The 25,453-nt window shown below is 35.8% G+C and carries 21 protein-coding genes, 2 pseudogenes and 1 riboswitch; of the genes and pseudogenes, 16 read left to right on the forward strand and 7 right to left on the reverse strand.

The window, feature by feature from the left end; all coding sequences use genetic code 11:
- Nucleotides 1–147 precede the first annotated feature (147 nt).
- On the forward strand, nucleotides 148–561 hold the full coding sequence (locus ACQY63_RS10345) for a hypothetical protein (RefSeq protein WP_040447230.1): 414 nt from the start codon (nucleotides 148–150) through the stop codon (nucleotides 559–561).
- Nucleotides 562–1,090: 529 nt separating this feature from the next.
- On the opposite strand, the pseudogene ACQY63_RS10350 reads toward ACQY63_RS10345, so the two are convergent.
- Nucleotides 1,091–1,537 (reverse strand): annotated as a pseudogene (locus ACQY63_RS10350) (transposase zinc-binding domain-containing protein); the annotation flags it as partial.
- 236 nt (nucleotides 1,538–1,773) lie between these two features.
- Here ACQY63_RS10350 and ACQY63_RS10355 point away from each other — a divergent pair.
- Nucleotides 1,774–7,629, forward strand: coding sequence for a GH92 family glycosyl hydrolase (locus ACQY63_RS10355; protein ID WP_428245180.1), 5,856 nt, complete (start codon nucleotides 1,774–1,776; stop codon nucleotides 7,627–7,629).
- Nucleotides 7,630–8,398: 769 nt separating this feature from the next.
- Here ACQY63_RS10355 and ACQY63_RS10360 read toward each other — a convergent pair.
- Both ACQY63_RS10360 and ACQY63_RS10365 read right to left on the reverse strand, forming a co-directional pair.
- Nucleotides 8,399–9,556 (reverse strand): sensor histidine kinase, encoded by a 1,158-nt coding sequence (locus ACQY63_RS10360; protein ID WP_428245181.1) that lies wholly within the window; start codon nucleotides 9,554–9,556, stop codon nucleotides 8,399–8,401.
- On the reverse strand, nucleotides 9,553–10,233 hold the full coding sequence (locus ACQY63_RS10365; protein ID WP_428245182.1) for a response regulator transcription factor: 681 nt from the start codon (nucleotides 10,231–10,233) through the stop codon (nucleotides 9,553–9,555). Before ACQY63_RS10365 ends, ACQY63_RS10360 begins: the two co-directional genes overlap by 4 nt.
- A 93-nt stretch (nucleotides 10,234–10,326) precedes the next feature.
- Here ACQY63_RS10365 and ACQY63_RS10370 point away from each other — a divergent pair, with 93 nt between their 5' ends.
- Genes ACQY63_RS10370 through ACQY63_RS10380 form a run of 3 tightly spaced genes read left to right on the forward strand, consistent with a single transcriptional unit; the run spans nucleotide 10,327 to nucleotide 12,294 of the window.
- The gene (locus tag ACQY63_RS10370; RefSeq protein WP_009263530.1) at nucleotides 10,327–10,470 is read left to right on the forward strand and encodes a CD1871A family CXXC motif-containing protein; all 144 of its coding nucleotides are present in this window, start codon (nucleotides 10,327–10,329) and stop codon (nucleotides 10,468–10,470) included.
- Nucleotides 10,463–11,350 carry a 4Fe-4S binding protein gene (locus ACQY63_RS10375; RefSeq protein WP_428245183.1) on the forward strand — a complete coding sequence of 296 codons (888 nt, stop codon included), beginning with the start codon at nucleotides 10,463–10,465 and terminating at the stop codon, nucleotides 11,348–11,350. Before ACQY63_RS10370 ends, ACQY63_RS10375 begins: the two co-directional genes overlap by 8 nt.
- 41 nt (nucleotides 11,351–11,391) lie before the next feature.
- Complete coding sequence (locus tag ACQY63_RS10380; protein ID WP_428245184.1) at nucleotides 11,392–12,294, forward strand: TlpA family protein disulfide reductase; 903 nt, start codon at nucleotides 11,392–11,394, stop codon at nucleotides 12,292–12,294.
- Nucleotides 12,295–12,350: 56 nt separating this feature from the next.
- Here ACQY63_RS10380 and ACQY63_RS10385 read toward each other — a convergent pair.
- Nucleotides 12,351–12,464: pseudogene (locus ACQY63_RS10385) on the reverse strand (DUF6061 family protein); the annotation flags it as partial.
- Nucleotides 12,465–12,902: 438 nt separating this feature from the next.
- Between ACQY63_RS10385 and ACQY63_RS10390 the strand changes: the two are divergent.
- The 6 genes from ACQY63_RS10390 to ACQY63_RS10415 all read left to right on the forward strand — a co-directional run bounded on the left by ACQY63_RS10390 (nucleotide 12,903) and on the right by ACQY63_RS10415 (nucleotide 15,593).
- A complete protein-coding gene (locus tag ACQY63_RS10390; RefSeq protein WP_370750383.1) occupies nucleotides 12,903–13,217 on the forward strand; it encodes a nitrilase-related carbon-nitrogen hydrolase in 315 nt (104 codons plus the stop codon).
- Nucleotides 13,207–13,812: a YczE/YyaS/YitT family protein gene (locus ACQY63_RS10395; RefSeq protein WP_428245185.1), complete on the forward strand. Its 606-nt coding sequence runs from the start codon at nucleotides 13,207–13,209 to the stop codon at nucleotides 13,810–13,812. The genes ACQY63_RS10390 and ACQY63_RS10395 overlap by 11 nt, the downstream gene beginning before the upstream one ends.
- Before the next feature lie 45 nt (nucleotides 13,813–13,857).
- The gene (locus tag ACQY63_RS10400; RefSeq protein ID WP_428245186.1) at nucleotides 13,858–14,040 is read left to right on the forward strand and encodes a hypothetical protein; all 183 of its coding nucleotides are present in this window, start codon (nucleotides 13,858–13,860) and stop codon (nucleotides 14,038–14,040) included.
- Nucleotides 14,041–14,073: 33 nt separating this feature from the next.
- Entirely contained in the window at nucleotides 14,074–14,499 is a 426-nt protein-coding gene (locus ACQY63_RS10405; protein WP_428245187.1) for a GNAT family N-acetyltransferase, read from the forward strand.
- A gap of 298 nt (nucleotides 14,500–14,797) precedes the next feature.
- A complete protein-coding gene (locus ACQY63_RS10410) occupies nucleotides 14,798–15,202 on the forward strand; it encodes an IS200/IS605 family transposase (RefSeq protein WP_412336283.1) in 405 nt (134 codons plus the stop codon).
- A 148-nt stretch (nucleotides 15,203–15,350) separates the two neighbouring features.
- Nucleotides 15,351–15,593: a GrpB family protein gene (locus tag ACQY63_RS10415; protein ID WP_412623043.1), complete on the forward strand. Its 243-nt coding sequence runs from the start codon at nucleotides 15,351–15,353 to the stop codon at nucleotides 15,591–15,593.
- Nucleotides 15,594–16,470: 877 nt separating this feature from the next.
- Here the strand turns inward: ACQY63_RS10415 and ACQY63_RS10420 are convergent.
- A complete protein-coding gene (locus ACQY63_RS10420; RefSeq protein WP_412622787.1) occupies nucleotides 16,471–17,829 on the reverse strand; it encodes an IS3 family transposase in 1,359 nt (452 codons plus the stop codon).
- Between the two features lie 146 nt (nucleotides 17,830–17,975).
- Here ACQY63_RS10420 and ACQY63_RS10425 point away from each other — a divergent pair, with 146 nt between their 5' ends.
- From ACQY63_RS10425 to ACQY63_RS10440, 4 genes are all read left to right on the forward strand, one after another.
- Nucleotides 17,976–21,392, forward strand: coding sequence for a lectin like domain-containing protein (locus ACQY63_RS10425; protein WP_428245189.1), 3,417 nt, complete (start codon nucleotides 17,976–17,978; stop codon nucleotides 21,390–21,392).
- A 235-nt stretch (nucleotides 21,393–21,627) separates the two neighbouring features.
- Nucleotides 21,628–21,759, forward strand: a complete 132-nt coding sequence (locus ACQY63_RS10430; RefSeq protein WP_302689635.1) for a hypothetical protein — start codon at nucleotides 21,628–21,630, stop codon at nucleotides 21,757–21,759.
- 29 nt (nucleotides 21,760–21,788) lie between these two features.
- Nucleotides 21,789–22,064: a sugar nucleotide-binding protein gene (locus ACQY63_RS10435; protein ID WP_022165405.1), complete on the forward strand. Its 276-nt coding sequence runs from the start codon at nucleotides 21,789–21,791 to the stop codon at nucleotides 22,062–22,064.
- Complete coding sequence (locus ACQY63_RS10440) at nucleotides 22,048–22,287, forward strand: hypothetical protein (RefSeq protein ID WP_022165404.1); 240 nt, start codon at nucleotides 22,048–22,050, stop codon at nucleotides 22,285–22,287. Before ACQY63_RS10435 ends, ACQY63_RS10440 begins: the two co-directional genes overlap by 17 nt.
- 46 nt (nucleotides 22,288–22,333) lie before the next feature.
- Here the strand turns inward: ACQY63_RS10440 and ACQY63_RS10445 are convergent, their stop codons facing one another.
- Both ACQY63_RS10445 and ACQY63_RS10450 read right to left on the reverse strand, forming a co-directional pair.
- On the reverse strand, nucleotides 22,334–23,311 hold the full coding sequence (locus ACQY63_RS10445; RefSeq protein ID WP_022165403.1) for a Gfo/Idh/MocA family protein: 978 nt from the start codon (nucleotides 23,309–23,311) through the stop codon (nucleotides 22,334–22,336).
- Between the two features lie 170 nt (nucleotides 23,312–23,481).
- Nucleotides 23,482–24,327 carry a MurR/RpiR family transcriptional regulator gene (locus ACQY63_RS10450; RefSeq protein WP_022165402.1) on the reverse strand — a complete coding sequence of 282 codons (846 nt, stop codon included), beginning with the start codon at nucleotides 24,325–24,327 and terminating at the stop codon, nucleotides 23,482–23,484.
- 315 nt (nucleotides 24,328–24,642) lie between these two features.
- Here ACQY63_RS10450 and ACQY63_RS10455 point away from each other — a divergent pair, with 315 nt between their 5' ends.
- Nucleotides 24,643–25,287: a GDSL-type esterase/lipase family protein gene (locus ACQY63_RS10455; RefSeq protein WP_302689631.1), complete on the forward strand. Its 645-nt coding sequence runs from the start codon at nucleotides 24,643–24,645 to the stop codon at nucleotides 25,285–25,287.
- 55 nt (nucleotides 25,288–25,342) lie between these two features.
- Nucleotides 25,343–25,415: riboswitch (Fluoride riboswitch) on the forward strand.
- Nucleotides 25,416–25,453: the final 38 nt, after the last annotated feature.

A 25,453-nucleotide genomic window follows, 5' to 3' on the forward strand; every position in this document is an offset into this window, starting at 1 on the left:
GAAAGCTTGGGTGGCTACCAATTGGATATCACTTGAGCGGTTAATCACATTAATATACATAAATGAGGTTAAAAATGATGCAAAAAAACATTATAACAAAACATAGTCCGCATACAAGACGTTAGAAAATGCGGAGGGGAGATATGTATGAGGAGAAATATATTATGTATTATATTGTGTATGATATTACTGAGTGCATGCAGTTCCAAAAGTAATGAGATTATTGAAGGGTATAGTAACTGTGAAGAATATTACAGTGATGGATTTCAAGATTATATAGATTATTGCAAATATTTCTATAAGGAAAGCGAGGATAAAAAATTTGAGGAGAACAGTTATTATTCTATTGTAACAAAAGAAAATATAGATGATATAAAGAGTTATTTTGATAAGTTCCCTTATGAAAGTATGGAGGATAGCAATAAGTATGACTTTGAAACAGATAATATAAATGAAGGAGACTATTATAGCCTGAGAGCAGGGTCAAATAATGATAATTACAGTGTATTTTTATATGACGTAAATAGTCATATATTGTACTATATACATTATAATATATAGTGTAATGAAAATTATTGATTTGCAATTAGATTATTTTATGCACTAGCACTAAAAAATAAAGTATTGTGTATAAAATGTCATTATGAAGAATGATAGTTCATTAAATTTGAAACGTATTTTTTGTAGGTATTAAAATAACTTAATGAAATAAAATATGACTTATGTTATAATGCTTCCGTGGCAACACTATGGCAACACGAAATCAGAAGGATAATACAAATAATATAATATAGGTGAATTAACAGATAAAAGCACACGAAACCTAAACAAATATGTTCAAGTTGAACTCGGTACAAGCCGAGTTTGAATAACATTTTTTTTGAATTCAAATTTTTAAAAAGCCTTTAAATAAAGGGCTTAGAACCACATAATTGTATATAATATTACCGAAGTGATACCAATATGATACCATTTCGGCAAATATAGGAGAATAAGGCTCCAATGTGATTAATTAGTCACATTGGAGCCTTTTTTTCTTTATAGGAAAGACCGTAGTTGGCGTTCTGGTAAATTGAAAACAGCCTGCCGGGTGGCGGGCATAGATTCCACCATATCGAATCATTTTAAAGTGCTTTTCAGGGATGTGTCTGATTAACCGTTTTATGAAATCCATAGCAGGGAGAGTTTCTTCGACATACTTTTCGTCTTCGTGACGATTGTAATGGAAGGTAACGAACACGCCGTCATAGCTGTAGCCACCTTCGAAAATCAGGCAGTGTCTGTGCTGAACGTTAACCAGTTATGTAGTACGTTCCATGGAATACTTGTTACCGCAAGAGGGACAGAAACGGCTGTGGTAGCGAAAAGGAACGGACTTAAGATTTCCACAGTGTGGGTAGCCGTACATAGCACCACCCAAAGAAGGATCACCACAGTTTATCATCTTTTCGATATTTTCTATCTCAGAAGCTCTGGGATGAAGAGTATATTTAATTTCTTCATAATAGTCGGTAAAGATTCTTTGTAAGATATTCATATGTCTATTATGCAGAAAAATGAAGCAAAAGAAAAGCCCACCCCTCAAGATTGAGGGGCGCGGGGAGTTGAATAGGCGAAGAATGTTTTTTATTAGTGGTATCTGAATTTTAGAAAGTATATGCGGCAAACAACATTTTTGGTATAATGAAATATATTTTAATTATTATATGGCATAAGTGATATGGCATTTTTTATGTTAGGTACAGTTATGTTGTAGTTGAAAAGGAGGACATTATGACAAAGAAAGGAAAACTAAGAAAGGGTATCAGTATTCTACTTGCAGTATGTATGGCTCTCCCTGTGGGATTCGTTACGAAAAGCGAAACTGTGCATGGAAAAGTGATAGACGCAGATACAACAAAAAGAGAATTATGGTCTACATCCTTTGAATCAGCAGATGGATTTAAAACTTCTACAGTAGATGATAAGAAGGGCACAGCCAATATTACAACAAATGAACTAAGCTATCAGATAAATGGAAATTTATCCGGTGAAATCGAGAGTTACTCGGGAAGTGCCGCGAAAAATGATAATGAAGTTTTGAAAAATTTGTTTGACGGAAACTCTAGAACAAAATATTTAACTGAGGTAAAGCCGTCGGAAGTTATTGTAAAACTAAAGAGTCAACAGGTTATAAAATCCTATGCGATAACTTCTGCGAATGATGCTCCCGGAAGAGACCCTAAGAATTGGAGTCTTCAGGGTAGAAATTCGGATAATGAAAGCTGGGTAACCATCGACAATAAAGCAAATCAGGTGTTTAATGGCAGATATAAACAAAATTATTTTGAATTGGATAACAGCAAAGCATATAGGCAGTATAGATTGCGGATTACAGCAAATAAAAATGGTGGTTCCATGACACAATTTTCAGAGTTTATTCTTGCAACAGGCAAGTGTCAGGAAGTTGGTGCTTCTATTAGCAGAATGAATAGTAATATTACTTCCGGACCGAGCGATGCATGGAATCAAAAATCCAATGTGGGTTGGACAGGAAACCACTCTCTTGTATGCAAGGGAACTCATGTAGGAACTGGTCATGCATATTCTTATAATGTTATTTATGACAACTTGAATCTTACAGTAAGTGATAATACAAATTTAAGATATGTAATTTTTCCTTCCATGTCTAATGGAGACGAATATGACTATGAATATACACAGATGCATATGGCTGTGGATTTAAAGTTTAAGGATGGAACTTATTTAAGTGAGCTAGGTGCAATTGATCAAAATGGAAATAAGGTGGATGCACAGTCTCAGGGAGATAGTCGTACACTTGTGGCACAACAGTGGAATGAAATTTACAGCAAAATTGGTGATGTGGCAAAGGGAAAAGTCATTGAAAAGATTTTGGTTGTGTACGATATGAAAGCTCATAATGCGAGGGCTTTAGCAAAATTCCAGACATATTTTGATGATATTGAAATATATAATCAGGATTATCCGGTATATTCTCATTTATCAGATTATGTAAATATTCTAAGAGGAACGAACAATACAGGAAACTTCTCCAGAGGGTTGACAATTCCGGCAGTAACAGTGCCAAACGGATTCAACTTTTGGATTCCTGCAACCAGCGCAAGCAGTAATTCGGCTTATGAATATCAGAAAACAGATGAATTTCGTTGTATGAGAATAAGCCATGAACCGTCTATATGGGTTGGTGATAGAGGAACCTGGCAATTTATGGTAAATACCAGCAAAGATTATAATACAAATGACGATTATGGATTGGGAACGTTAAAAGCAAACTTTAGTCATGATAATGAGGTAGCAAAAGCGCATTATTATAAAGTTTCTTTTGATGGCAATGGAGGCGATGCAGCAAATTCACAGATAGAGCTGACACCGACATCTCATGGCGCAGTGGTACGGTTTACTTATAATAACACGGCAAACAAGAGTGTTATCTTTGATTGTGCCAATGGTGGAAGTAGGACCGAATATAGCGGAAATACATTTAAAACATATTCTGACCATACAGGGAATGGTTCGAAGCGTATGTACATTTACGGAGAATTTAGTGAGACTCCTAAGGGAACTAAAATAAATGACAGGAAAAGTATTGCATCCTTTAATTCCAATAGAGTTACAATGAAACTTGCCACATCATACATCAGCTATGATCAGGCAAAGAAGAATTTGGAGCTTGAAATTGGGGGAGACAGTTTTGAAACGGTTTATAACAAGGCACAGTCTAAATGGGATAATCAGCTTGGAATTATCACAGATGTTAAAGGCGCAAATTATGAACAGTTAGTTACACTTTATTCTTGTATTTATCGTATGTATTGTTATCCAAATCTTATGTCAGAAAATACAGGGTCAAACAGTAATCCGGTTTGGAAATACAAGAGCCCTTACAAAGATGATAATGCAGATCCTGTGGAGGGAAAGATTTATATTAATAATGGTTTCTGGGATACATATCGTACTGCATGGTCAGGGTATGGACTGTTTACACCGTCCAAAGCAACAGAGTTGTTAAACGGTTTGGTACAGCATTATAAAGATCAAGGATGGGTTCCAAGATGGATTGCACCAGGTGGAACCAACAGTATGGTGGGAACAAGCAGTGATGCTATTTTTGCCGATGCAATGGTGAAGGGCATATCATTTGATTATGAAAATGCATACAAGTCCGCATTGAGAAATGCAGCTACTGTATCCGATAACCTTACAAATGGAGGAAGAAAGAAATTAAATATTTCGAACTTTATCGGATATGTACCTGCTGATGAAAATGAAAATTTCTCATGGTCCATGGAAGGATATATTAACGATTACGGAATTGCTCAGATGGCAAAGAAATTGGCAAATCAGACGAACGATGCAACAAAGAAAGCAAACTATATGTCTGAATATTACTACTATCTAAACAGAGCAAAGAACTATTCCCTCTTATTTGACGATTCTGGTCAGGATGTCACGTCAAAATGGTTGAGAGGAAGAAAAGCTGACGGTTCTTTGAATTTAGGAAACAGTGACAATAATACGGGATTTAATCCATTCTGGTGGGGGGCAGATTATACAGAAACCAATGCATTTAACATGGCAGTTTCTGTACCACAGGATGGAATTGGACTTGCAAACTTATATGGCGGTCGCGACCAGCTTGCAGACAAGCTTGATACAATCTTTACAACTGATGGAGGATATATTGGATATGGCGCCATGGATGGTGTTGGTGGTATTCATGAACAGAGGGAAGCAAGAGAAGTAAAACTGGGTCAGTATGGACACAGCAACCAGCCGTCCCATCATATTCCATATATGTATCTGTACTCATCCCGTCCGTGGGAGACACAGAAGTATGTAAGAGATATTCTTGCAAGATGTTATGCAGGAAGTACCTTTGGGCAGGGTTATATTGGTGATGAAGATAATGGTGAAATGTCAGCATGGTATATATTGTCTTCCATCGGCTTTTATCCATTGTCAATGGGAAATGATGAATTTGCTATCGGTTCACCACAGTTTAAAGAAGTAACTGTTAATTTGGAAGGAAATAAAAAACTGGTAATTAAGGCAAATAACAATAGTAGGGAAAATGTGTATGTAGACAGTATGTACGTTAATGGAGAAAAGTATGATAAAACATTTATAAAATATAAGGATTTAATTAAAGGTGGAACAATTGAATTTAATATGTCCTCAACACCTAATAAAGAGCGCGGACTTGAACAGGATAGCCTTACATCCATAACTACAGATGACAATAAGCCGCAAGTATATACGGACTATTCAAAGGATGCCAATAAGTCTTCAAGTACAGGAGTGACTACATTGGATAACTTATTTGATGATAATTCAGATACAGAGACAAAGGTTGATAATACAACTACACTTATGTTTAAGTTTACCGATAAAAAAGCTGTAAGAATGTTGACTCTTACATCATCAAAATCAGGAAGAACACCGGATAGGGCAAAGGTGTATGGCGCTAATGGAGATGATAACTGGGTTTTACTGGGAGACTACCATGACAGTGGCAGCTTGTTCTTTAATATTTGGGGCAAGTATACAAGACCATTTGGAATAAGTGCAGACAAAGTGGGCAAATACTCAAGATATAAAGTTGTTCTTACAGGAACAGATGCTTATTTGTCAGAAGTTGAGATGCTGGGATATAAGAATAACGGAATATTAAAGAGTGATTTAAAAAATGCCATTGATGTAGCAAAATCAATAGACACTACAGGTGAATATCTGCCTATTGCAAAACGTCTTGAAAATAATTTAAAAGAGGCAAGCAGTGTGTATGCTAATGAAGAAGCATCAGATGATGAAATTCTAAAAGCTTATCAGTCATTGGGTAGAATTGTGGACATTGAGAAGAAGACAATTAAAATACATGATGCAAGCCAAGTAGAAGCAGAAGAGTTTGATGCAAAGTCCGGCCATATAGTTAATGATGGCAAAAACATTGGTGGAGTGGAAAATAATACATGGGTAAGATATGACAGTGTGTACTTTAACGGTTCGGCATCTCAGGTAAGCTTTAACTATTCGGGACAAAAGAGTGATGCAGGCGGATATGCACAGGTGTATATAGACAGCAAGGTAGGAGAACCTGTAGCAACTATTAATCTTCCGGTTACAGGAGATCATTGGAGTACATACACTACTGTAAGTCAGCAGCTTGAAAAATCCATAAGTGGTCTTCATAATGTATATATTGTATTTAAGAATGATGGCTCACATAAATATGTGGCAAATGTTGACAATATTGCTTTTGATGTAAAACGTGTTGGGGAAAAGGATAATATTCCATCAGGATATACAGAAGCAACAGTTAATCAGTGGACACCATCAGGTAAATGGGAATGTTACTTTGGAAACTTGAGTGGAACGGCTTCAGGATCATATAAGTGGGCATCAGACGCAGACTATAATATTTATGTTGATAAGGCAAACAAAGGAAAAGCATGGTCAGTACAGGGAAGTTATACAGATAACGTAACAAGCGGACATACATATAAAGTAACAGTAGATGTTACTGCATCAAAAGCATGTTCAATTGGTATAAAAGAAGATCTTTCAAATAAAAAGGATCCACAGGTATATACAGATATACCGGCAAATGGTACAAGAACTTTAACAGGAACATACACAGTAACAAACAACCAGATAAAAGTAATGTTTGAGTTAGGACAGAATGTTGATGCAGGAACAAATATTAACTTTAAAAATATTAAGATTGAAGATACGACTGCCTCAACAACAAAGGAATCAACAACACCAACAACAGCAGCACCTACAACGGTTGCGCCAACGACAGAGGTACCAACAACGGTAGCCCCAACGACAGGGGGACCAACAACGGTAGCTCCTACTACAGAGGCACCAACAACGGTGGCACCTACAACGGAAGCCCAAACAACAGAGGCACCTACTACAGTAGCCCCAACGACAGAGGCACCGACAACAATGGCGTCTACAACACAGAGTAAAACTTCAACAGAAGCAATTGGAGAAGGAAGCGATGTAGGTAAGGTTAACAGGAAAATACTTAACTGCAAGAATGATAAGGATTTAGCAGGATCTACTTTCAGAAAACTTTGTGTAAAGGTTAAGAAGAGCAAGAAAAAGGCTATCAGTCTTACATGGAAGAAAATACAGGTTGCTAAGACATATGTTATATATGGTGCAAAATGTGGAACTTCATATAAGAAGATTGCAACTGTTCACAGCAAGACATTTACTAATAAGAAGCTAAAGAAAGGTACTTATTATAAGTACATGGTTGTTGCATTAAATGAAAAGGGCAAAGTGGTAGCAATATCCAAGTTAATTCATGTGGCAACAAAGGGTGGAAAAGTAGGTAACTGTAAGAAACTTAAAGTGAACAAATCAAAGGTTAACTTAAAGCAGGGCAGGAAGTTCAAGTTAAAAGTTAAACAGATTGCTAAATCAAAGAAGGTTAAATTAAAGAAACATAGAAAGACAGCCTTCGAATCAGATAATCAGAATGTGGCTGTTGTATCCAAAAAGGGAGTCATTACAGCTAAGAAGAAAGGCAAGTGTTCAGTTTATGTTTATGCACAGAATGGTGTGTACAAACGAGTGAAAGTTACAGTTAAATAAAGATATATAATATTAGAAAAGTAGCGGGCATTATGATACGCCCCGGTCAGATAGACAGGGGAGTATCATGAAGCCCGTTATTTTTGCTTAAAAGCAACAAAAAAGCAAGAAGATAACAAACTGTGTGGCAAAAATTGGCTCCCCGCAAGAAATTCGAAGCCGAAAAGCAACAAAAACAAGATAAATCAAGAAAAATGTTTCTTTCCACATCCGAGAAATCTCCGCTTCCGGAAAATTGCTGTGGGCACGAAGAAAGGCAACAAGTGAAAAAGCAACCTCTGTATAGATGGCTTCGGTTAGTCTTTTCCCATAATGCCTATGGCTTTTTTTTACACATCGAGTGCGTCCTGAGTATCACGGAGTTCACGTTTAAGACGTGCGTTTTCCCTTTGTACTTCAGATTCGTAATTGCCTGAACCGATTACGGGAATGTCGCCGTCGTTGTTACGGTACTGTGACTCCCATCTGACAAGGACAGAAAAGTTTTTGCAAAAGATCTTAAAACAATATATCAGGCAGTTAACGAAGAAAAAGCTCTTGAAGCTTTAGACAGGGTGACTGAAAAATGGGCGTCCTTGACATGGGTATTTTTATATGCTAGTTATATAAACAAGAGCTGCAAGCTCATTTCATGAACTTACAGCTCCATCACTTATCATAGAATGTCTATTTATAGACTTTATTTCACACACTCAAATAACAAATTATTCTATTTTTCTCATTTAGCAAATCTGTTTTAATAGCGTTGACAAATGTGTAAAATGGAACGCTACATTGAATGCTGTGCAAAAGTCACCTCGAAAATCGTTCCCCCAGTCTTGCCTGATTTGATACAAATACTGCCATCATGTACTCTAACGATTTCACGGACAAAAGCAAGACCTAGCCCTACGCCACCCAGCTCCCGGCTTCTGGATTTATCCACACGGAAGAATGGCTCGAACACTCTCTCCCTAAGCTCATTCGGTATTCCGCTTCCCGTATCTTCTACAGACAGATAAACATGCTTGTTTCTCTGATATGCGGTTACTGTAACCTGTCCCAGTGGATGATTATATTTGATGGCATTCTCAACCAGATTGTATACAAGCCTGTAAATAAGGATATCACTGCCTATAATAGTGGCATTCTCACATTTTCCAATCAGCTTTATATTCTTTTCCACGGCAAGAGGCTCAAGGTCTGCCAAAACCTCTTCAACAATAGCATCCAATATAATTTTATCATTCCTTCCCACCGTCTGAAGCTCACTCATGTCAAGAAGAGTCTTTACCATTCTGTTTAATTTATCATTTTGTTCTGTAACCATTTTTATGGTCTGCAAAGTGTCTGCATCATTTCCCGGATGAGAGGCGGAATTATATAAATCAAGCTGTACCTGCATTAATGCTAATGGAGTACGCAGCTCATGTGCTGCATTTGCAGTAAACTGTCTCTGTATCTCAAATGCTTCCGACAGACGCTCAAGCATCTTATTATAAGAAATACCCATCTGGTTCAGTTCCTTAACATTGTTTTCCTCTATTCTTGAATCAGACAGATTCTGAGCCTGTACCTCTTCAATTTTATCTGAAAACTCCCTTATTGGTCTGAGTGCATGCCCGCTTATAAAATAAGTGACGGCACCTCCCAAAAGCGCCAGCAAAACCGTGATTATAAGACTGTTTCTTTTATAGTCGGCCTTATTATTGTACACCTGAACCGAAAATTCATCCGCAAACTCATCCCACTTATCGTCCGGTATGCTGATATATATTTCATCTGATTTGTTTCCTTTTTCATTCCCCTGTGACTCTACCGCATCCTGCAGAGAATCGATGTAATGCACACCATTTTTATAGACAAACATAGTCAGGCAGCCACATATAATAGCAATACACAATGTAGTAATGCACGTAAGTCTCCACTGTAGTGACATTCTTTTCATCTGTCAGACTCCTCCCGTATTTTATAGCCTTCACCTACCTTGTTCTGAATGGGATCATATCCCAGCTTCGCCTTAAGCTTTTTTCTAAGTGAAGACATATGTACCCTGATTGCTCCGCTAAAGCTGTCTGCCGTGGCATCCCACACATGCTCTATCAGCTCCTCCTGACTCACCGGTCTGCCTATATTGATAAGTAAATATTCCAAAATACCATTCTCTTTTCTTGTCAGTGGAACCGGCTCTTCCTTTGCATATGCCTCGCGTTTAATCGTATCAAACTTTATTTCTCCGTATTTAAGACATATATCATTCTGTACAAATTTCCTTCTTGTCAGGCTTCTGATACGTGCCTCAAGCTCCTGCAGATGGAATGGTTTTTCCATGTAATCATTTGCTCCTGCATCCAGTCCCTCTACCTTATCAGCAATCTGACCTCTTGCAGATAATATCAAAACCTTAGTTTCATCATTGTATTTTCTAAGCTCCTTAAGAAGCTCCATGCCATCCATCCCCGGCAGATTCAAATCCAAAACTATCAGATCATAATTCTCCGACAGTATACATTCAAGAGCCTCCTTCCCATCATAACAGGTATCCACCTCATAACCGGCAGCATACAGACTCTTTGCAACCATATCACATATTTGTTTCTCATCCTCAACAATTAATAATCTCAAAATGTTCTCCTGCTTCTTAACAATAATTTTACAACCTATATTGTATAATACCAAAGTCAGCTGGTCAACAATACAACAAAAAGGAGCAACATTATGTTGAAATACCAAAAAACATGTCAAATCATTCTGCTTATCCTTGGTGTATCCATGATAAGCTATGGTGCAGTCAGAGGTGAGGCGGCTACAGTGCTTGGTAAAGCAATAAAACTATGTCTGGAGTGTGTCGGAATTGGATAAGAAAAAGAAATTACTATCAAGAAAACTGGCAAAAATACGTGGCTGGATACAGGCCGCAGCAACGCTGCTGACCAATATTCATATTCCAAATTTATTTAAGGGTAAAATATATCAGGGCAATGCAAAAACAGTATGCGTACCCGGATTAAACTGCTACTCCTGCCCTGCCGCGACAGGAGCCTGTCCAATAGGGGCATTTCAGGCAGTTGTGGGATCATCAAAATTTAAGTTTTCATACTACATAACCGGATTTTTTATTTTACTCGGTGTAACTCTCGGCAGATTTATATGTGGTTTTTTGTGCCCATTTGGATGGTTTCAGGATTTACTTCATAAAATCCCCGGAAAGAAATTATCCACAGCCAAACTAAAGCCTCTTAGGTACCTAAAATATGTCATTCTTATTGTTTTCGTTATACTTCTTCCGATGCTTGTAACGAACGCTATAGGAATGGGAGACCCGTTCTTTTGCAAATATATTTGTCCTCAGGGTGTTTTAGAGGGTGCTATACCGTTATCTATTGGAAATGCTGCTATCCGTTCTGCGCTGGGAAAGCTTTTTTCTTTCAAGTGTATGATTTTAATTGCAGTGATTGTACTAAGTATTTTATTTTACAGGCCCTTCTGTAAATGGATTTGTCCGCTTGGAGCAATCTACTCATTATTTAATAAGGTCAGCCTGCTCAAAATCACCGTTGATAGCAGCAAATGTGTCGGATGCGGTCAATGCTCAAAAGCATGTAAGATGGATGTGGATGTGTGTAAGACACCGGATCACCCCGAGTGCATACGCTGCGGTGCCTGCATAAAGGCCTGTCCGAAGGACGCCGTCTGCTACCGGTTTATGGGAAAATCATGTCAAAAAAATGACAACAGATAGCTATTAAACATTTTACTATTATTTTAAAGGAGAAATTACTCATGAAAAACAAATTATCATTTATTTCTATTTTTTTACTCTGCATAGCATTATCACTTACAGCATGTGGTGTAAAGCAGTCTTCCACAACAGGTTCTAAGAACACTCAGACTGAAGCCGGCTCAGAAGCATCCGGCAAATCAGATTCCAGGCGTGATGATTTATATCAGCAGGAAAATCAGCTTTTTGCAGATCACGCTGATGTGTGGAACAAGGCATTTGGCATGATGAACAAAAGTGACGCAGATCCAAACGGAAATTATGCTGATTATCTTGCCGGTACCGTAGAATCAAACAAGAATTCATTCACAGACGATGAGCTTAAAACACTTAATGAGGATATTGAAACCATACGAAAAATCGAGAAACAGATAGCAGAGCTTGAAAACAAAAATACATCATCAGACGATAACAAGAAGGACAGCTCTAAAGCCTCATCTGTATTCAGTGATTTTTCCGGTGAGGATTTTGATGACAATAAGGTTGATGACAGCCTGTTTTCCGGTAATGCAGTAACAGTCGTCAATTTCTGGTTTACCGGCTGCAAACCATGTGTCGCTGAATTATCCAAGCTTAACGAATTAAATGATGCTATCAAATCAATGGGCGGAGAAGTTGTTGGCATCAACACTGAGACCTTCGATGGCAATAAAACAGCTATCAAAGAGGCTGCCTCTGTTCTTGAAAGCCAGGGTGTCAAATATCGTAATCTGTCAATTGACTCCTCTAGTGCTGCCGGTAAATATGCCTCAGAAATCATGGCCTTTCCAACAACTATACTTGTTGACAGAAATGGCAATATTGTAGGCAAACCAATGCTCGGCGGAATTGATAACAAGGACAACTATGATGCCCTTATGAAGCAGATTCAGTCTGTAATTGATGCAGACAGCACAAATAAATAGAGGTCTGCATATAGAAAGCTCCTGTGCATTGCACAGAGAGCTTTTTTTGAACATTACTATAATGTAAAGGAATCTTCTGCATCTACCCACATCTGTAAATTCCCATCAAGATACAGTCTCGCATATTCTAGTGGTTCATCAATGGCAAGTGTGTTTAATGCACAATCAGTTCACCATGTTACTTTTATTTTGTGTTATACTGTTTTATATAATTTTTTTGGTCTCCGCTGCCGCTTCGGTCGGCACAGAGCAGAGGTCCACCGGACCTCTTGTGCCCTTGTATTTTCCCTTATCAGAGTTCGTAAACACTGATGGGACGATATAACACAAGGAAAACAATAAGGGAAAGCTCACCTGCGACAAATCCAGTGTTTTCAATGGCTTGCGGAGAATTTAATAACAAAATATAACAGTTATTAAATTTCTTTAAACAGGTGAAATCTCAATTGGAATTTGTGCGGTATCTACATTCAACACAGATTATATTTTAGTGAAAGATGGGGATTTTGAAAAATCATTAGCTGTATTATTAAATGCCGGATATACTGTGATATAGATTTCAGATGCTTTAAACCCAAAGAAAATTATACGAGGAGTGAATTATTAGCATGAAAGTTCAGAATATTGCAATCGAAGGAAAATGTTTCTTTATCAATACTGATATGATTATCAGACGCAGTTCATACCATTCTGATCTGCAGGAGTATAATATCGTATCTAAACTTCCAGGACTTGTGTGCAGAGGAGGAAGCTGCATTATTGATTCATATGGGCATTATTTGACAAAACCTGTCTGGGATAAAGAAACTATCATTTACGCAGAACTTGATATGAATTTGCCTGCCGCCTGCAAAATGGAGCATGATACAATCGGACATTATGCCCGTCCGGATGTACTTGAATTAAAAGTCAATGAAAAATAACAATAAAAAAACACTAAAGAAATTGGCAATCCTTGTAATAGGTTCTATAATTGCGGCTTATGGAATTACACTTGCACTGTATGCTGGATTTGGCGGAGCTACGCTTGCGGTGCTGTGGCAGGGGATTGCAAGAACATTTCACATAAGCATTGGCACAGCATCTTTTGTTGTAGCATTGGGAATGATTTTGTTTGCGCTCATTTACGATAAAAGTCAGATTCATATAGGAACTGTGTTGTACCAGATTGTATACAGTACCTGTGTAGATTTGTTTGCTAACTGCCATATTTACAGTACCTATAAGTGGATCAATTTTTTAATTATGTTGTTAGGAGTGGTTTTGTTTGCTGTCGGAACAGGATTATATGCGTCGGCATCCCTTGGTAGAGGCTCCTATGAGGCAGTCACTTTTGCTTTAGCAGAAAAAAATCACTGGCAGATTAAATTTGTCCGAATGTCATTGGATATTTTGGTTGTTGTTACAGGTGTTTTGTTTGGTGGAAAGTTTGGTGTATGCACGCTTATTACAGTTATCATTTCAGGCCCAATTATCCAATTTGTTAATGCGAAAGCAAAACAAGTTTTAAAGATATGATAGTAAAGAAACTTACAATTTAGAATTTGATGGGATGGTGATATTATGAAAAAGATAATGGCAGTTGTGCTATGGTTGCTTGCTTGTACGGTTTTGCTTGCAGGGTCCAACACTTCCTCCGAAAGCAATGAAGAACAGCCCTTAAAGGTATATTCATTTAGCGGAGAAGAAAACACTTATCAGGTACAATTAAAGACAACTGAAATCACAAAGGAAGTCAAAAAGTAACTTCTAACTTCAAGTTTATGGAGGGTCACCGTTATGATTAGAGAATTTCAAAGGGATGTTATAAATAAAGTTGCAGATATATGGTTGGATACGAATATAAAGGCACATAATTTTATCCCCGCCGAATACTGGAAAAGCAATTTCAAATCAGTAAAAGAAGCGTTGTTACTAGCAGAGGTTTATGTGTATGAGTATGATACAGAAATACAGGGTTTTATAGGGTTAAATGATGAATATGTTGAGGGCATTTTTGTTTCTGGTGAAATGCAATCGCAGGGTATAGGTAAAATTCTGCTGAATTATGCAAAGGATAAAAGGAATAAGTTGCACTTGAACGTATACCAAAAGAACGCACGGGCAATATCTTTTTATAAGAGAGAAGGATTTGAGATTCAGCATAGTGGCTTAGATGAGGCTACCGGAGAAAAAGATTATGTAATGACATGGCAACACAAATAGAAATTCAAGTTTGTCATACATGCAAGAACGACTACAACGGTATTGACTCGTGACAATAAAATGACAATATTTTCGTCTTAGACTATATGCAAAAATACTAAAACAGTACAGAAATGAACTGTTAAATACAATAAATATCCTGCTTTATAAAGGAGTAAATTTTTATGAGTATGAGTTTGAATAATGGATTAAAATGCCGAAAGCCTGTATTTATGCGGATTTTCGGCATTTACTTTATTAAATGGCTCTAGGTTGGATATATTTATGGAGAGAATAATTGATTGGAAGGGAGATAACAATGAAACAATTATCCGAGGATGATGCATATGAGAATTATTACCAATTTGTAGGTGCTACAAAATATAGAAAACCTCTTTTTTATGACAATGAGATTCGTCATAGATTAAGTTGCATTATAGCAGACATTTTTAATAAAAAAAAAGAAATAGAGATAGTTGAAAGTACAGTTGCATATAATCATATTCATGTTTTAGTAAAAACGCAATTAGATCCTTCTAAAGTAGGACAACTTCTATTTGGGGCTTCGTCAAGATTATTGAGAAAAGAATTTCCTGTTCTTGTAGAACAAATACCAAAAGGTTTATGGGGTGGTAAGTCATTTGAACCTATCGTTGATAAAAAACACCTTGATAATTGCATTTCATATATTAGAAGACATCAACCGGATAACACAAAGATATAAACAAGTTTATTGTATAACGAAAAGAGAAAAATGTTATTATGATATTAGGATAAAAAAGAGGAACCATACAACTGGAATCGTATGAAAATAATGGGATGATAATGCTATTCAAAAAATAAAAGCACTAAAATCCATATCAGATGATGCTATTGATATACAGTATATTGGAAGTACAGCAATACCTGAAATTAAAGCGCAACTGATTATTGATATTTCTGTTGAGTTAACTGATATTGAGAGAATAATGTCACATAATGAACAGTTACAGATGAAAGATATTTTTTATCGCGGTTCAGATGTTGAACACCCACTTCTTTATGTAATGGGTAATATGGAAAAGGATACCCGAACACACCATATTTATTTAAGAGCTTATCTAAATGCTAATTAAAATATGGTTTTGAAGTATCAGAAGGTGAAGGAAAAAAACGAAAAGCAAATATACAACTGATTGAAAAATTTATACAAGAGAAAAACAGGGAATGATAAATAGTATTTTAAATTGTGGAAATGTAAGATAAACTAAAAGTGAAGATTTAATTGAAATACTGCATTTATATCTGTACTTTCACGAAAAGAGATGACAGGGGAATATGAGAATTTAAGGAGTACAAGGAAAGGTTATTAATGATAAAATTATCATTTGATTGTTTGTGGGTTTAATGAAGAGATAGTTATATCATGTGTATGCGTGGTTATTTCTAATCTTACAAGAAATGCTCGAGCATATGCTTTTATGGAGAATGTAGTAACACACGCAGATTATTGAAAAAAAGGATATGCAACAGATTACTTAAACTATAAAAATAGGAGAGCTTCAGAAAATATAAATACATAGAAATTGGTAAATGAGTGGTTATAAGTAATACTAATTGTGTCACCAGTGGTGACACAATTAGGAAGGAGAAATTAATTTGAATAAAAATGGTGCTAAATCTTGACATAGCACCATGTAAAGATTAGTATACTGAAAACTCAAAAGTAGTAGTATTTAAGATAATGTAAAAAATTAAATATTGTAGAAGTTACAATAGAAATATTAATTTAATAAAAATGAAAAAAGAAGAATTCATGTGGAGTGAGTTCTTCTTTTTTGTAATAGGTAAATCTGAGTGAAGGCTGCTTTATATGTGCCACTTGTATAAAAATGTTTCAACAACTTAACATAATTAATTTATGTAAAAAAATCATACAATAGCTGACTTGTAAAAGTAAATTCCGTGTGAAAGATTAAATTCCACAGGTCGGTGGGGCATGCGGACATTTTTTTAGACCGCTATGCCTATACTCCTTCTATAATCTAGAGGACTAAGTCCTCCGAGTGTTGATTTAATTCTATCTTTGCAATACCAACGCATATAGCCATTTATCTCCTGGATAAATTCTTCAATGCTATATTCATCCCAGTTATGTCCATAGAACATTTCTGTTTTGAGATGACCAAAGAAGCCCTCACATGCAGAGTTATCAGGCGAACAACCTTTCTTGGACATGGATCGTGTAAGGTTTGCTTCTTCCATTATCTGTATCCATTCTGGCCAACGATAATGGCATCCTCTGTCAGAATGTACGATAGGTTTTTCGTTTGTTTTAAGAGTAGCAATAGCATTCCTTAACATAGTGTTGGCAAGTTCTGCGTTTGGAGAAGTGCCTATAGTCCAACTCACCGGCATACCATCGAGGCAGTCAATTATCGGAGAAAGATATACTTTCCCTGCTTTGATAGAAAACTCTGTGATATCAGTAAGCCATTTCTGATTCGGTTTTGTAGCATGGAAATCTCTATCTATAACATTCTCCACCGCAGGTGTTATTTCACCTTTATAGGAGTTATATTTCTGTCTGCGTTTTCGTCTGATAATTAGTTTTTCCTGCTTCATAATACGGCGAACCACTTTTTCAGAAACTTTTATACCTTCACGATGAAGCAGCATATGAATTCTTCGATAACCAAATATATCTCGATTTTCATGAAACAGTTGTATGATTCTTTTGCGAAGATCAGAGTATTTATCTTCTGCATAAATGGTTTTTTCTTGATAATAATAGCTGCTTTTTGCAAGTTTAAGTTTTTTAAGAAGATTCAGCAGTGAATACTTATTTTTCAAGGCATCGATTATCACTGCCTTCTCCCGATTTGTGAGAGCTGTCTGATCGATGCCGGGGTCTTTTTTTAATACATTGATTGTTTCTTTAAGAATATCTATTTCCATCTGCATATCGAGCATCTGAGCTTTGAGCTCATTGATATCTTCTGCAGATGTGATATCGTTTGGACTTACATTAATGTTGGCAGTAGTTTTTTTCATGGGTTGAAAACATCCCTTCTCCCGATACTCCCTAATCCATTTATATACCAAGGAAGGTGTGTATCCGATTTCTTCTGCCACTAATTTTACAGGCTCGCCTTTAATAAGGCAACGTTTAATTACATTATGTTTCAATTCAGTTGGAGCTTGTCTCCAATGTTTTTGATTTGGAACATCGTAATATTCAGGATATTTTTTACGCCAATGATAAAGCATCGGTGAAGATGGATAACCTAAGATCTGGATTACTTTATCAGGTGATCCTGTGGCTTTTAACAATACAAGTGCTGTCGATATTTGTTCTTGTGTGTACCTCATAACATATCAGGCATTACACAGTCCAACTTTTCGTCCGCATGCCCAGCCTATAATTCTAAAAAATTAGAACACAAAATTAATCTGGTAAATGCTATAATGAATATATAATTAAGGTTTAAAAGAATAAATGATGAAAAGGAGATTTTATGAAAAAAGGGTTTAGTATAATCATGGTGTTTGTTACGGTTATGACAATGCTTTTTAGTGGCGTAACTTTTGCTGATGATACGAATGAAAATACAGAAAATAAAACAAAAGAAAGTAATTTTACAAATCTTATAGTATTTGCAAGATTTTCAGATGAAGATGAATTTATAGATAATTCTTATAATGGGGAATCTGTTAGAAAAATTACAGATAATACTTATAACAGTGCATATTTTAATGTTTCGGATTATTATGAAATTGCGTCAAGGGGAAGTCTTAAGATAAATAGCGTGTATTTGTTTAATAAAGGTGGTTCAGTGCAGTTATCTCATCCAAGAGGATACTATGCAGAGTATAGTGAAGAGAATCCTGAAGGTTACAGGGATAACGGAGAGAGAGCAGAGCGTATGTACGAATTAAAAACAGACTGGTCTGAATCTATAAACAGAGCTATATCAGCGGGCAATGTGATTACAAATTATGATGGTACAAAAAAGTACAACTTTTCTGAACTTGATAAAAACAATGATGGGGTAATCGATGCAATCACCATTATTTATAAAAATACAACTCAGAGTATCTCTGTGGGTTGGTCCTCACCTTTGTGGAATTATAGGGATTATGCAGATTACGTAAAAATAAATGCAGATGGAAAAACAATTACAAGTAAAAACTATGTACAGGTGACAAATTCCTATAATTATTTATACAAGGATAATCGGGAAAACGTGACTTTGCCTATGTCAGTGGCAACTCATGAAATGGGGCACATTTTAGGATTTAAGGACTTGTACAATAGTTCAAATAGTTCGCCGGTATATTATATGTCTGCAATGGCAAAGCATATGTCACCTGTGCCACAGTTTATATCTGTAAAAGAAAGAGAAGCAAAGGGGTGGCTTACATCTGACAATGTTAAAACAATTTATCAAAATGGACAGTATACCTTAAAGGAAGCATCGACTAGAGGAGATTCACAGATAGTAGGATACAAATTAAATTTAAAAGGAACCAATAAAACACTGTACTTAGAATATAGAAATTTTGGCACAGGTGGTAATAAGTATGATTGTCAGTCAAAAGAATTGTATAAAACAGATGGAACGAAGCTAAAAGGATTGACAATTGGTTCAGGACTTGTTTGTTATTTGGTGGACAAAGACACAAAATTCCCAAACAATATGGGATGCGTTGCAGGAAAGTGGAATTATGAAACATTAGGTGGCACATATGCAACAAAATCTGATGCACCATTAAAACTGAATCAGAGCTTGGAAATAACCGATGATATGTATGTTGAAGTCACAAACATAACTGATAATCAATTAACATTTAAAATAGAAGGTGATTTTGAAGAACAACAGACTGAAATTAAAGAAATCTCAGACAGGGAAAAATATGATGGAAGGGACGATGGCATAGTAACACCGGTAAAAGATCAGGGAGATACCAATTTGTGTTGGGCATATTCAAGCATTGCAGCAGCAGAATCATCCATTTTGAAAAGTGGAATTGATCCTACAGTAACGAAAGATACATTATCATTAAATCCGATGGCGGCAGCTTATAGAGTTTTTAAGAGAGAAAGCGATCCATTGGGAAATACAGATGGAGACTGGCAATCAGTAAATTATTTGACGCAGTCAGGAGACCCACTAAAAATTGCCAAGTTATATTCAATGTGGTGGGCACCGGTATCGGGTAATGTGGTTACCACAAACCCATATGAAAATCCATCATATAGATTTGAAAATGCAATTCATATACCTGAAAACAAATCAAATCCGGAAGAATACATTAGGTCAATAAAAAAAGCCATAGCAAAATATGGGGCAGTAACATTTCAGTACAACAATGCAAGAGAAACATTATACTACAATCCAAAGAATGAACAGGGCAGTACAATTTCTCCACATGCATGCACAATCATTGGCTGGGATGACAATATTCCATCAGACAAATTTGTGCCAAATGGTGCTACCCAAAAGGGTGGCTGGCTTGTAAAAAACAGTTACAAATCATTGGAGTATTTTTGGCTGTCATATGACAATACAAGCAGTTGTTCTTATGCATTTTCATTTGCACCAAAGGACAAGTATGACTTTAATTATTACTATGATGGAAGCATGGACGATTTCCCATTAAGAAAAGATAAGTCAGTGGCAAATGTGTTTAAAGCAAAAAAATCTGATGATTTAAAAGATGAATATATAAAAGCAGTAAATGTGGCTATTGGTGGTGAAAATGTAACCGCTAAAGTGGAGATATACAAAAATGTAGATTATCCTTATGGCGGACAGGACAATGTACCAGTTTCAGGTGGTTACCTGGCAAATACTACAACGGCGTATTTTGAAAACAGTGGATATGTAACAATAGAACTGAATCAGCCGGTAAAGATTGAAAAAGACCAATGGTTCTCTGCAATAGTAAGTGTTTCAAATGAAAATGGCGACGCCAAAATAATGACTTCATATAAAAATGGCAGAGAAATGTCATATATAAACAACGGTAGTGGATGGACACAACTTAAAAATTATGTAGGAAGAATAAAGGTATACACAAAATTGAAGAACAAAGTGGAGAATCCAACTATAGAAGTGCCTACAACGGAAGCACAAACCACAACTGAAGTGCCTACAACGGAAGCACCAACCACATCAGTGACAACAACATCAGAGCCAACAACAGAAGCACCAACCACATCAGTGACAACAACACCAAAGCCAACAACGGAGGTGACAACTACATCAGTGACAACAACACCAAAGCCAACAACGGAAGTGACAACTACATTAGAACCAACAGCAGAAGCACCAACCACATCAGTGACAATAACACCAAAGCCAACAACGGAAGTGACAACTACATTAGAACCAACAACTGAGAAACAAACTGAGACAACTGTCACAGTAGAACCCACAGCTGAAATATTGACTACAGAAAATACAACATCAGAAACTACTGTAGAAAATCAAACAACTGATGAAACAACATCAGAAAAAGAAACAACTACAACTTTGGGACAGGTTGTAACAAAGGAAAATGAACCAACTACAACTTTGGGACAGGTTGTAACAAAGGAAAATGAACCAACAACTAACGGAAAAACTACAACTCGTGTTGACGGTGTAAATAAAAAGAGTTTAAAGCAAACAAAAATTCTAAAAGTAAAAAAACTTAAAAATAGAAAAGTGAGAATTACTTTTAAAAAGATAAGTAAGGCTAAAATATATCGGATACAGTATTCAACTGACAGAAAATTTAAGAAAAACGTAAGAACAAAACGTACAAGAAAGAATACATATCTGTTAAGAAAATTACGTGTTAGAAAAAGATATTATGTAAGAGTGAGAGCAATAGTTGGAAAAGACAAAGGCAAATGGAGTAGTGTAAAATCTTTTAAAGTGAGGTAAGCGGTTTTATAAGTAATTGGACAGGGAGTTGGGGCTAACGCCCTTGCAGCACTTGCATCAGTGCTTGGAATGGTAATTCAGGTAATCGTTGGAGTGGCTCATTTCTTTTCAAGCAAAAATCAATTAAAATTCATTAAGCCAAAACGTGTATTTTCAAGTATAGGTCAGATTATAAGAAATGTAATTCTAAGCTGTGTTGGAATACTGGGATTTCTGATAGTTTTTGGCGGTTGCATTGGGATTAATAATAGGCGCAGTAACTAATAAGTCAACATACGGTGTACCTTTAACAATTTTCTGCGTTATAATTTTAGTTGGCTTATTAGTTGAGTCTTTTCTTAAATATAGAAAAGAACAGCAAAAGTAATATAAAAATATATTAGAAAAGAGAGAAAAATGATTCTTATTACAGGAGCTACGGGTTTTGTTGGAAATAAATTGATGAAATCTTTAAAAGATACAGTTGCGGCACCATCTCTTAGAAATGTGTCTGAGGATGATGTGAAGAGAATTGTTGAGGAGAGCAACGCAGATATTATTATTCATACGGCAGCCATTGCAGATATGGGAATTTGTGAAAACAATCCAGAGGAATCTTATTTTGCAAATGTGCAGGTACCGATGTATTTGGCAAAGGCGGCAAAGGGAAGAAAACATGGAAAAGGTAATTGATTTACCTGGTGGTGCTTACAATTATGGAAGTGAAACAAAGCAGTCTATGTATGATATAACCAAAGAATACATAAATATTTTGCATAGAGAAGTGGAGTTACATGACAGACCGGCAGATTATAATTTGTGGATGAATTGTGACAAGGCAAGAAAATATGGTATAGAATTCAGTGATGCACTTGCCGGAGTAGTTAGATGTGCAAAGGATTATAAGATTATATAAAAATAGAGCTGTAAGTAGATTTTAAAACTTACAGCTCTGTTAATTTCTATTTTTCTTCTTCAGGATATTTAAAGCCCCATGATTTTCTAAATTCAGTCATCATATCCATAACGTCTTTTGTATAGTCAAAGTGCATGCAGTCAACATCGCCGTTAATTGCTTTTTCCATATCAGCAAGTTCGTAGGCGAGAGCGTCTGCATTTTCGCCGGCTTTGATTAATTCAGTTTTGCCAGAGTCAGTGTATGTTATGGTAGCTTCCCAAGCTCTAGGATATTCCATTATTTCAATATAACCTTTTTCGCATGAAACCATACCACGTTTTGGCTGTTTAGAATGAAGTGAAAGCATAACGCTTGCCATCTGACCTTCTTCGTTTGTTAGAAGCAAACCAGCCTGCTCGTCAACACCTGTTGGGGCAGGTTTTACCTGAGATACAAGGTTGTTAGGTTTTGAATCCATAAACCAGCGGATAAATGAAAGTGCGTATACACCGATATCGAGCATTGCACCTCCGGCAAGGTTTCTGTTGAAAAATCTGTTTGTCATATCATATTCTTTAAAACTTCCAAAGTTCATGGTAATAAGGTTCACTTTTCCAAGTGCTCCGGATTCCAAAATCTCGTTTAATTTTTTGTAAATTGGCATGTGGAAAATTGTCATTGCTTCACCGATAATAACACCTTTTTCTTTTGCCAAAGAAATTGCTTCGTTTAATTCATCGCTGTTAAGTGTTATGGCTTTTTCAACAAGTATATGTTTTCCGTTCTCAATTGCTTTCTTCATAAATTCAAGATGTGTGTTATGTGGAGTTGAGATGTAAACAACATTAACTTCTGGATCAGTAAACACATCATTCATATTGTCATATACTTTTCCGATATTATATTTTTGGGCAAAATCAACAGCCTTTTGGTGTGTGCGGTTTGCAACAGAATAAATATTTTTTCCATTTTTGATTAATGCCTGTGCCATTTGGTTGGCAATAACTCCGGTACCTAATACAGCCCATTTAATTTCCTTCATAATAAACCTCCTTGTGGTTAGATAAACACGTAAAATTTCACAAAGCATATTGTAAAAAGCGGTTTAATAGATAAACACGCATAAAAATTAATTTTACGAATAAATACACTGTGAAAATCAATTTCATAACACAAAGATACCATGACATATAAATTTCGTCAATAGAAAAATTATTCTTTTGTGAAAGCTATAGATGATTCATGCTGAATAATGGAATCATAAGCTTCTTTTCTCATAGATGTAAGGAAAAGATAAAGCACTTCGATTACCATTGTGGCAGAAACTCTCGAAAAACGATATTCATCAAGAAATAATTTCTCGCGGGTTGCTGTTGTTATATGATAATCACTGATTTTAGCAATAGTCGATTTCTCGCTATTGGTTATTGAAATTGTAGTTGCCTTCTTTTGTTTTGCAGCTTCTAAAATATTAATGACACCGGTTGACTCCCCTGAATTTGAAATTGCAATAACTACGTCATCAGGTGAAAGGTTGTAACTGTAGGCAAGCTGGGTTTCCCAAACAGGAGTTGAAACTGCGGAAATCCCAATCTGGTTAAGCTTGTAGGCTCCATCCATTGCTACAGGAACAGTGTTGCCAACAGCAGCAAAAAGAACATTTTGGGCATTATTTATTCTTTTTAAAATGTCCTGCAGATTTTCAGAATTCATCATTGAAACTGTTTGAGTAAGTTCGGCAACTTTATTTGCCAATATGTTTTTCAATGATTGTTCCAAATCATCTACTGAAATATGATTAGACAATTCATCGTCTTCCGACTGGGAAACCATTTCTTTTGCAATAGAAATTTTAAGATGGTGAAATCCCTTCATATCAATTTTTTTACAAAAACGTGAAACGGAAGCTTCACTTACCTGACATTCTTTTGCCAGTTCGCCAACGGTCATATCCACGATTTCTTTTGGATGATGAATGATGAAATTGCCAATCTTCTTTTCGGTTTCAAAAAAAGTATCCATAGAAGCACATATTTGATTAATAACTGATTTTTCCATATATAAAGTCCTTTTAATAAAAATTTTATGGGTTGCTAGAAATTTACTTCAATTCGAGCTTGCTTGTAAGATTTAGTGAAATAGTATTTCTTCGTACAAAACACTTAGTAAACAAAGTTTCATAAGTAACTTTACTTTAATAATGAAAAAAATGCAATAGCCTCATGAAAATGTAAAAACTATAGTACAATATCCTCATAAAAGTGTGAAAACTGTGGAAAAATACGCTCATAAAAGTGTAAAAATGTTAAGAAATATCCTCATAAAAGTGTAAAATTGTGTATAATGGTATGAGAAATTGAAAGGAATATAGTTATGATAAACGGAGAACAAATGGTAAAAGTAGATAAGTATCGTGTACTTAATACAATGGTAAAAGAAGGACAGATTTTATTTACAGGTTCTTCTCTAATGGAACAATTTCCAATTAATGAATTACAAATGGATTTTGGAATTAAGGAAATTATTTACAATAGAGGGATTGGCGGATTTACAACTTCTGATATGCTTCAATGTATGGATGAGCAAATTTTTGGAGTCAAACCTTCCAAGATTTTTATAAATATTGGAACTAATGATATTAGTGATCCTAATACAGATTTTGACATTCTTTTAAAAGAAATGTTGAAAAATTATGAAGAAATATTAGGTCAGATAAAAGATAAATTACCAAAGACATCTGTGTATACAATGGCTTTTTATCCGGTAAATAGTGTTGATATGCTTCCAGATTGCCCTTTTGAGCAAACTGTTTTTTATCATAGAAATAATGAAACGGTGCCAGTAGCTAATGAAGAGGTGAAGAAATTAGCACAGAGAATGGGATGTTATTATATTGATGTGAATCAGGGGTTAACGAACCCTAGAGGAATGTTAAAGAAAGAATACACTATGGACGGAATACATATGTATGCCAATGCATATAAAATTATTTTAGATAATATGAAAAAGTATTTGTAATAAACTTAAATTGACACATACCTTTATATATGCTATCTTTTTCATAGTTAAAAAATTAAATAAAGGGAATGAGGTTCTCCCTTGATTTTATCAAAACCGCTAGTAAAGCTGATGACTTCTGTGTAACAATGCACAGGTGAATCAGCTTTTTTTATGTAATATAAAT

The sequence above is a fragment of the Eubacterium sp. Marseille-QA0814 genome (assembly GCF_965119675.1).
Lineage (GTDB): Bacteria > Bacillota > Clostridia > Lachnospirales > Lachnospiraceae > Eubacterium_G.

Bases quoted from the DNA above. Each gene is read 5' to 3' on its own strand.
- ACQY63_RS10405 (WP_428245187.1), top strand. From the start codon at position 14,074: ATGATTAGAGAATTTCAAAGGGATGTTATAAATAAAGTTGCAGATATA.
- ACQY63_RS10345 (WP_040447230.1), top strand. From the start codon at position 148: ATGAGGAGAAATATATTATGTATTATATTGTGTATGATATTACTGAGT.
- ACQY63_RS10445 (WP_022165403.1), bottom strand. From the start codon at position 23,311: ATGAAGGAAATTAAATGGGCTGTATTAGGTACCGGAGTTATTGCCAAC.
- ACQY63_RS10390 (WP_370750383.1), top strand. From the start codon at position 12,903: ATGAAAGTTCAGAATATTGCAATCGAAGGAAAATGTTTCTTTATCAAT.
- ACQY63_RS10420 (WP_412622787.1), bottom strand. From the start codon at position 17,829: ATGAGGTACACACAAGAACAAATATCGACAGCACTTGTATTGTTAAAA.
- ACQY63_RS10400 (WP_428245186.1), top strand. From the start codon at position 13,858: ATGAAAAAGATAATGGCAGTTGTGCTATGGTTGCTTGCTTGTACGGTT.
- ACQY63_RS10360 (WP_428245181.1), bottom strand. From the start codon at position 9,556: ATGAAAAGAATGTCACTACAGTGGAGACTTACGTGCATTACTACATTG.
- ACQY63_RS10395 (WP_428245185.1), top strand. From the start codon at position 13,207: ATGAAAAATAACAATAAAAAAACACTAAAGAAATTGGCAATCCTTGTA.
- ACQY63_RS10455 (WP_302689631.1), top strand. From the start codon at position 24,643: ATGATAAACGGAGAACAAATGGTAAAAGTAGATAAGTATCGTGTACTT.
- ACQY63_RS10450 (WP_022165402.1), bottom strand. From the start codon at position 24,327: ATGGAAAAATCAGTTATTAATCAAATATGTGCTTCTATGGATACTTTT.
- ACQY63_RS10425 (WP_428245189.1), top strand. From the start codon at position 17,976: ATGAAAAAAGGGTTTAGTATAATCATGGTGTTTGTTACGGTTATGACA.
- ACQY63_RS10370 (WP_009263530.1), top strand. From the start codon at position 10,327: ATGTTGAAATACCAAAAAACATGTCAAATCATTCTGCTTATCCTTGGT.
- ACQY63_RS10410 (WP_412336283.1), top strand. From the start codon at position 14,798: ATGAAACAATTATCCGAGGATGATGCATATGAGAATTATTACCAATTT.
- ACQY63_RS10380 (WP_428245184.1), top strand. From the start codon at position 11,392: ATGAAAAACAAATTATCATTTATTTCTATTTTTTTACTCTGCATAGCA.
- ACQY63_RS10355 (WP_428245180.1), top strand. From the start codon at position 1,774: ATGACAAAGAAAGGAAAACTAAGAAAGGGTATCAGTATTCTACTTGCA.
- ACQY63_RS10440 (WP_022165404.1), top strand. From the start codon at position 22,048: ATGGAAAAGGTAATTGATTTACCTGGTGGTGCTTACAATTATGGAAGT.
- ACQY63_RS10435 (WP_022165405.1), top strand. From the start codon at position 21,789: ATGATTCTTATTACAGGAGCTACGGGTTTTGTTGGAAATAAATTGATG.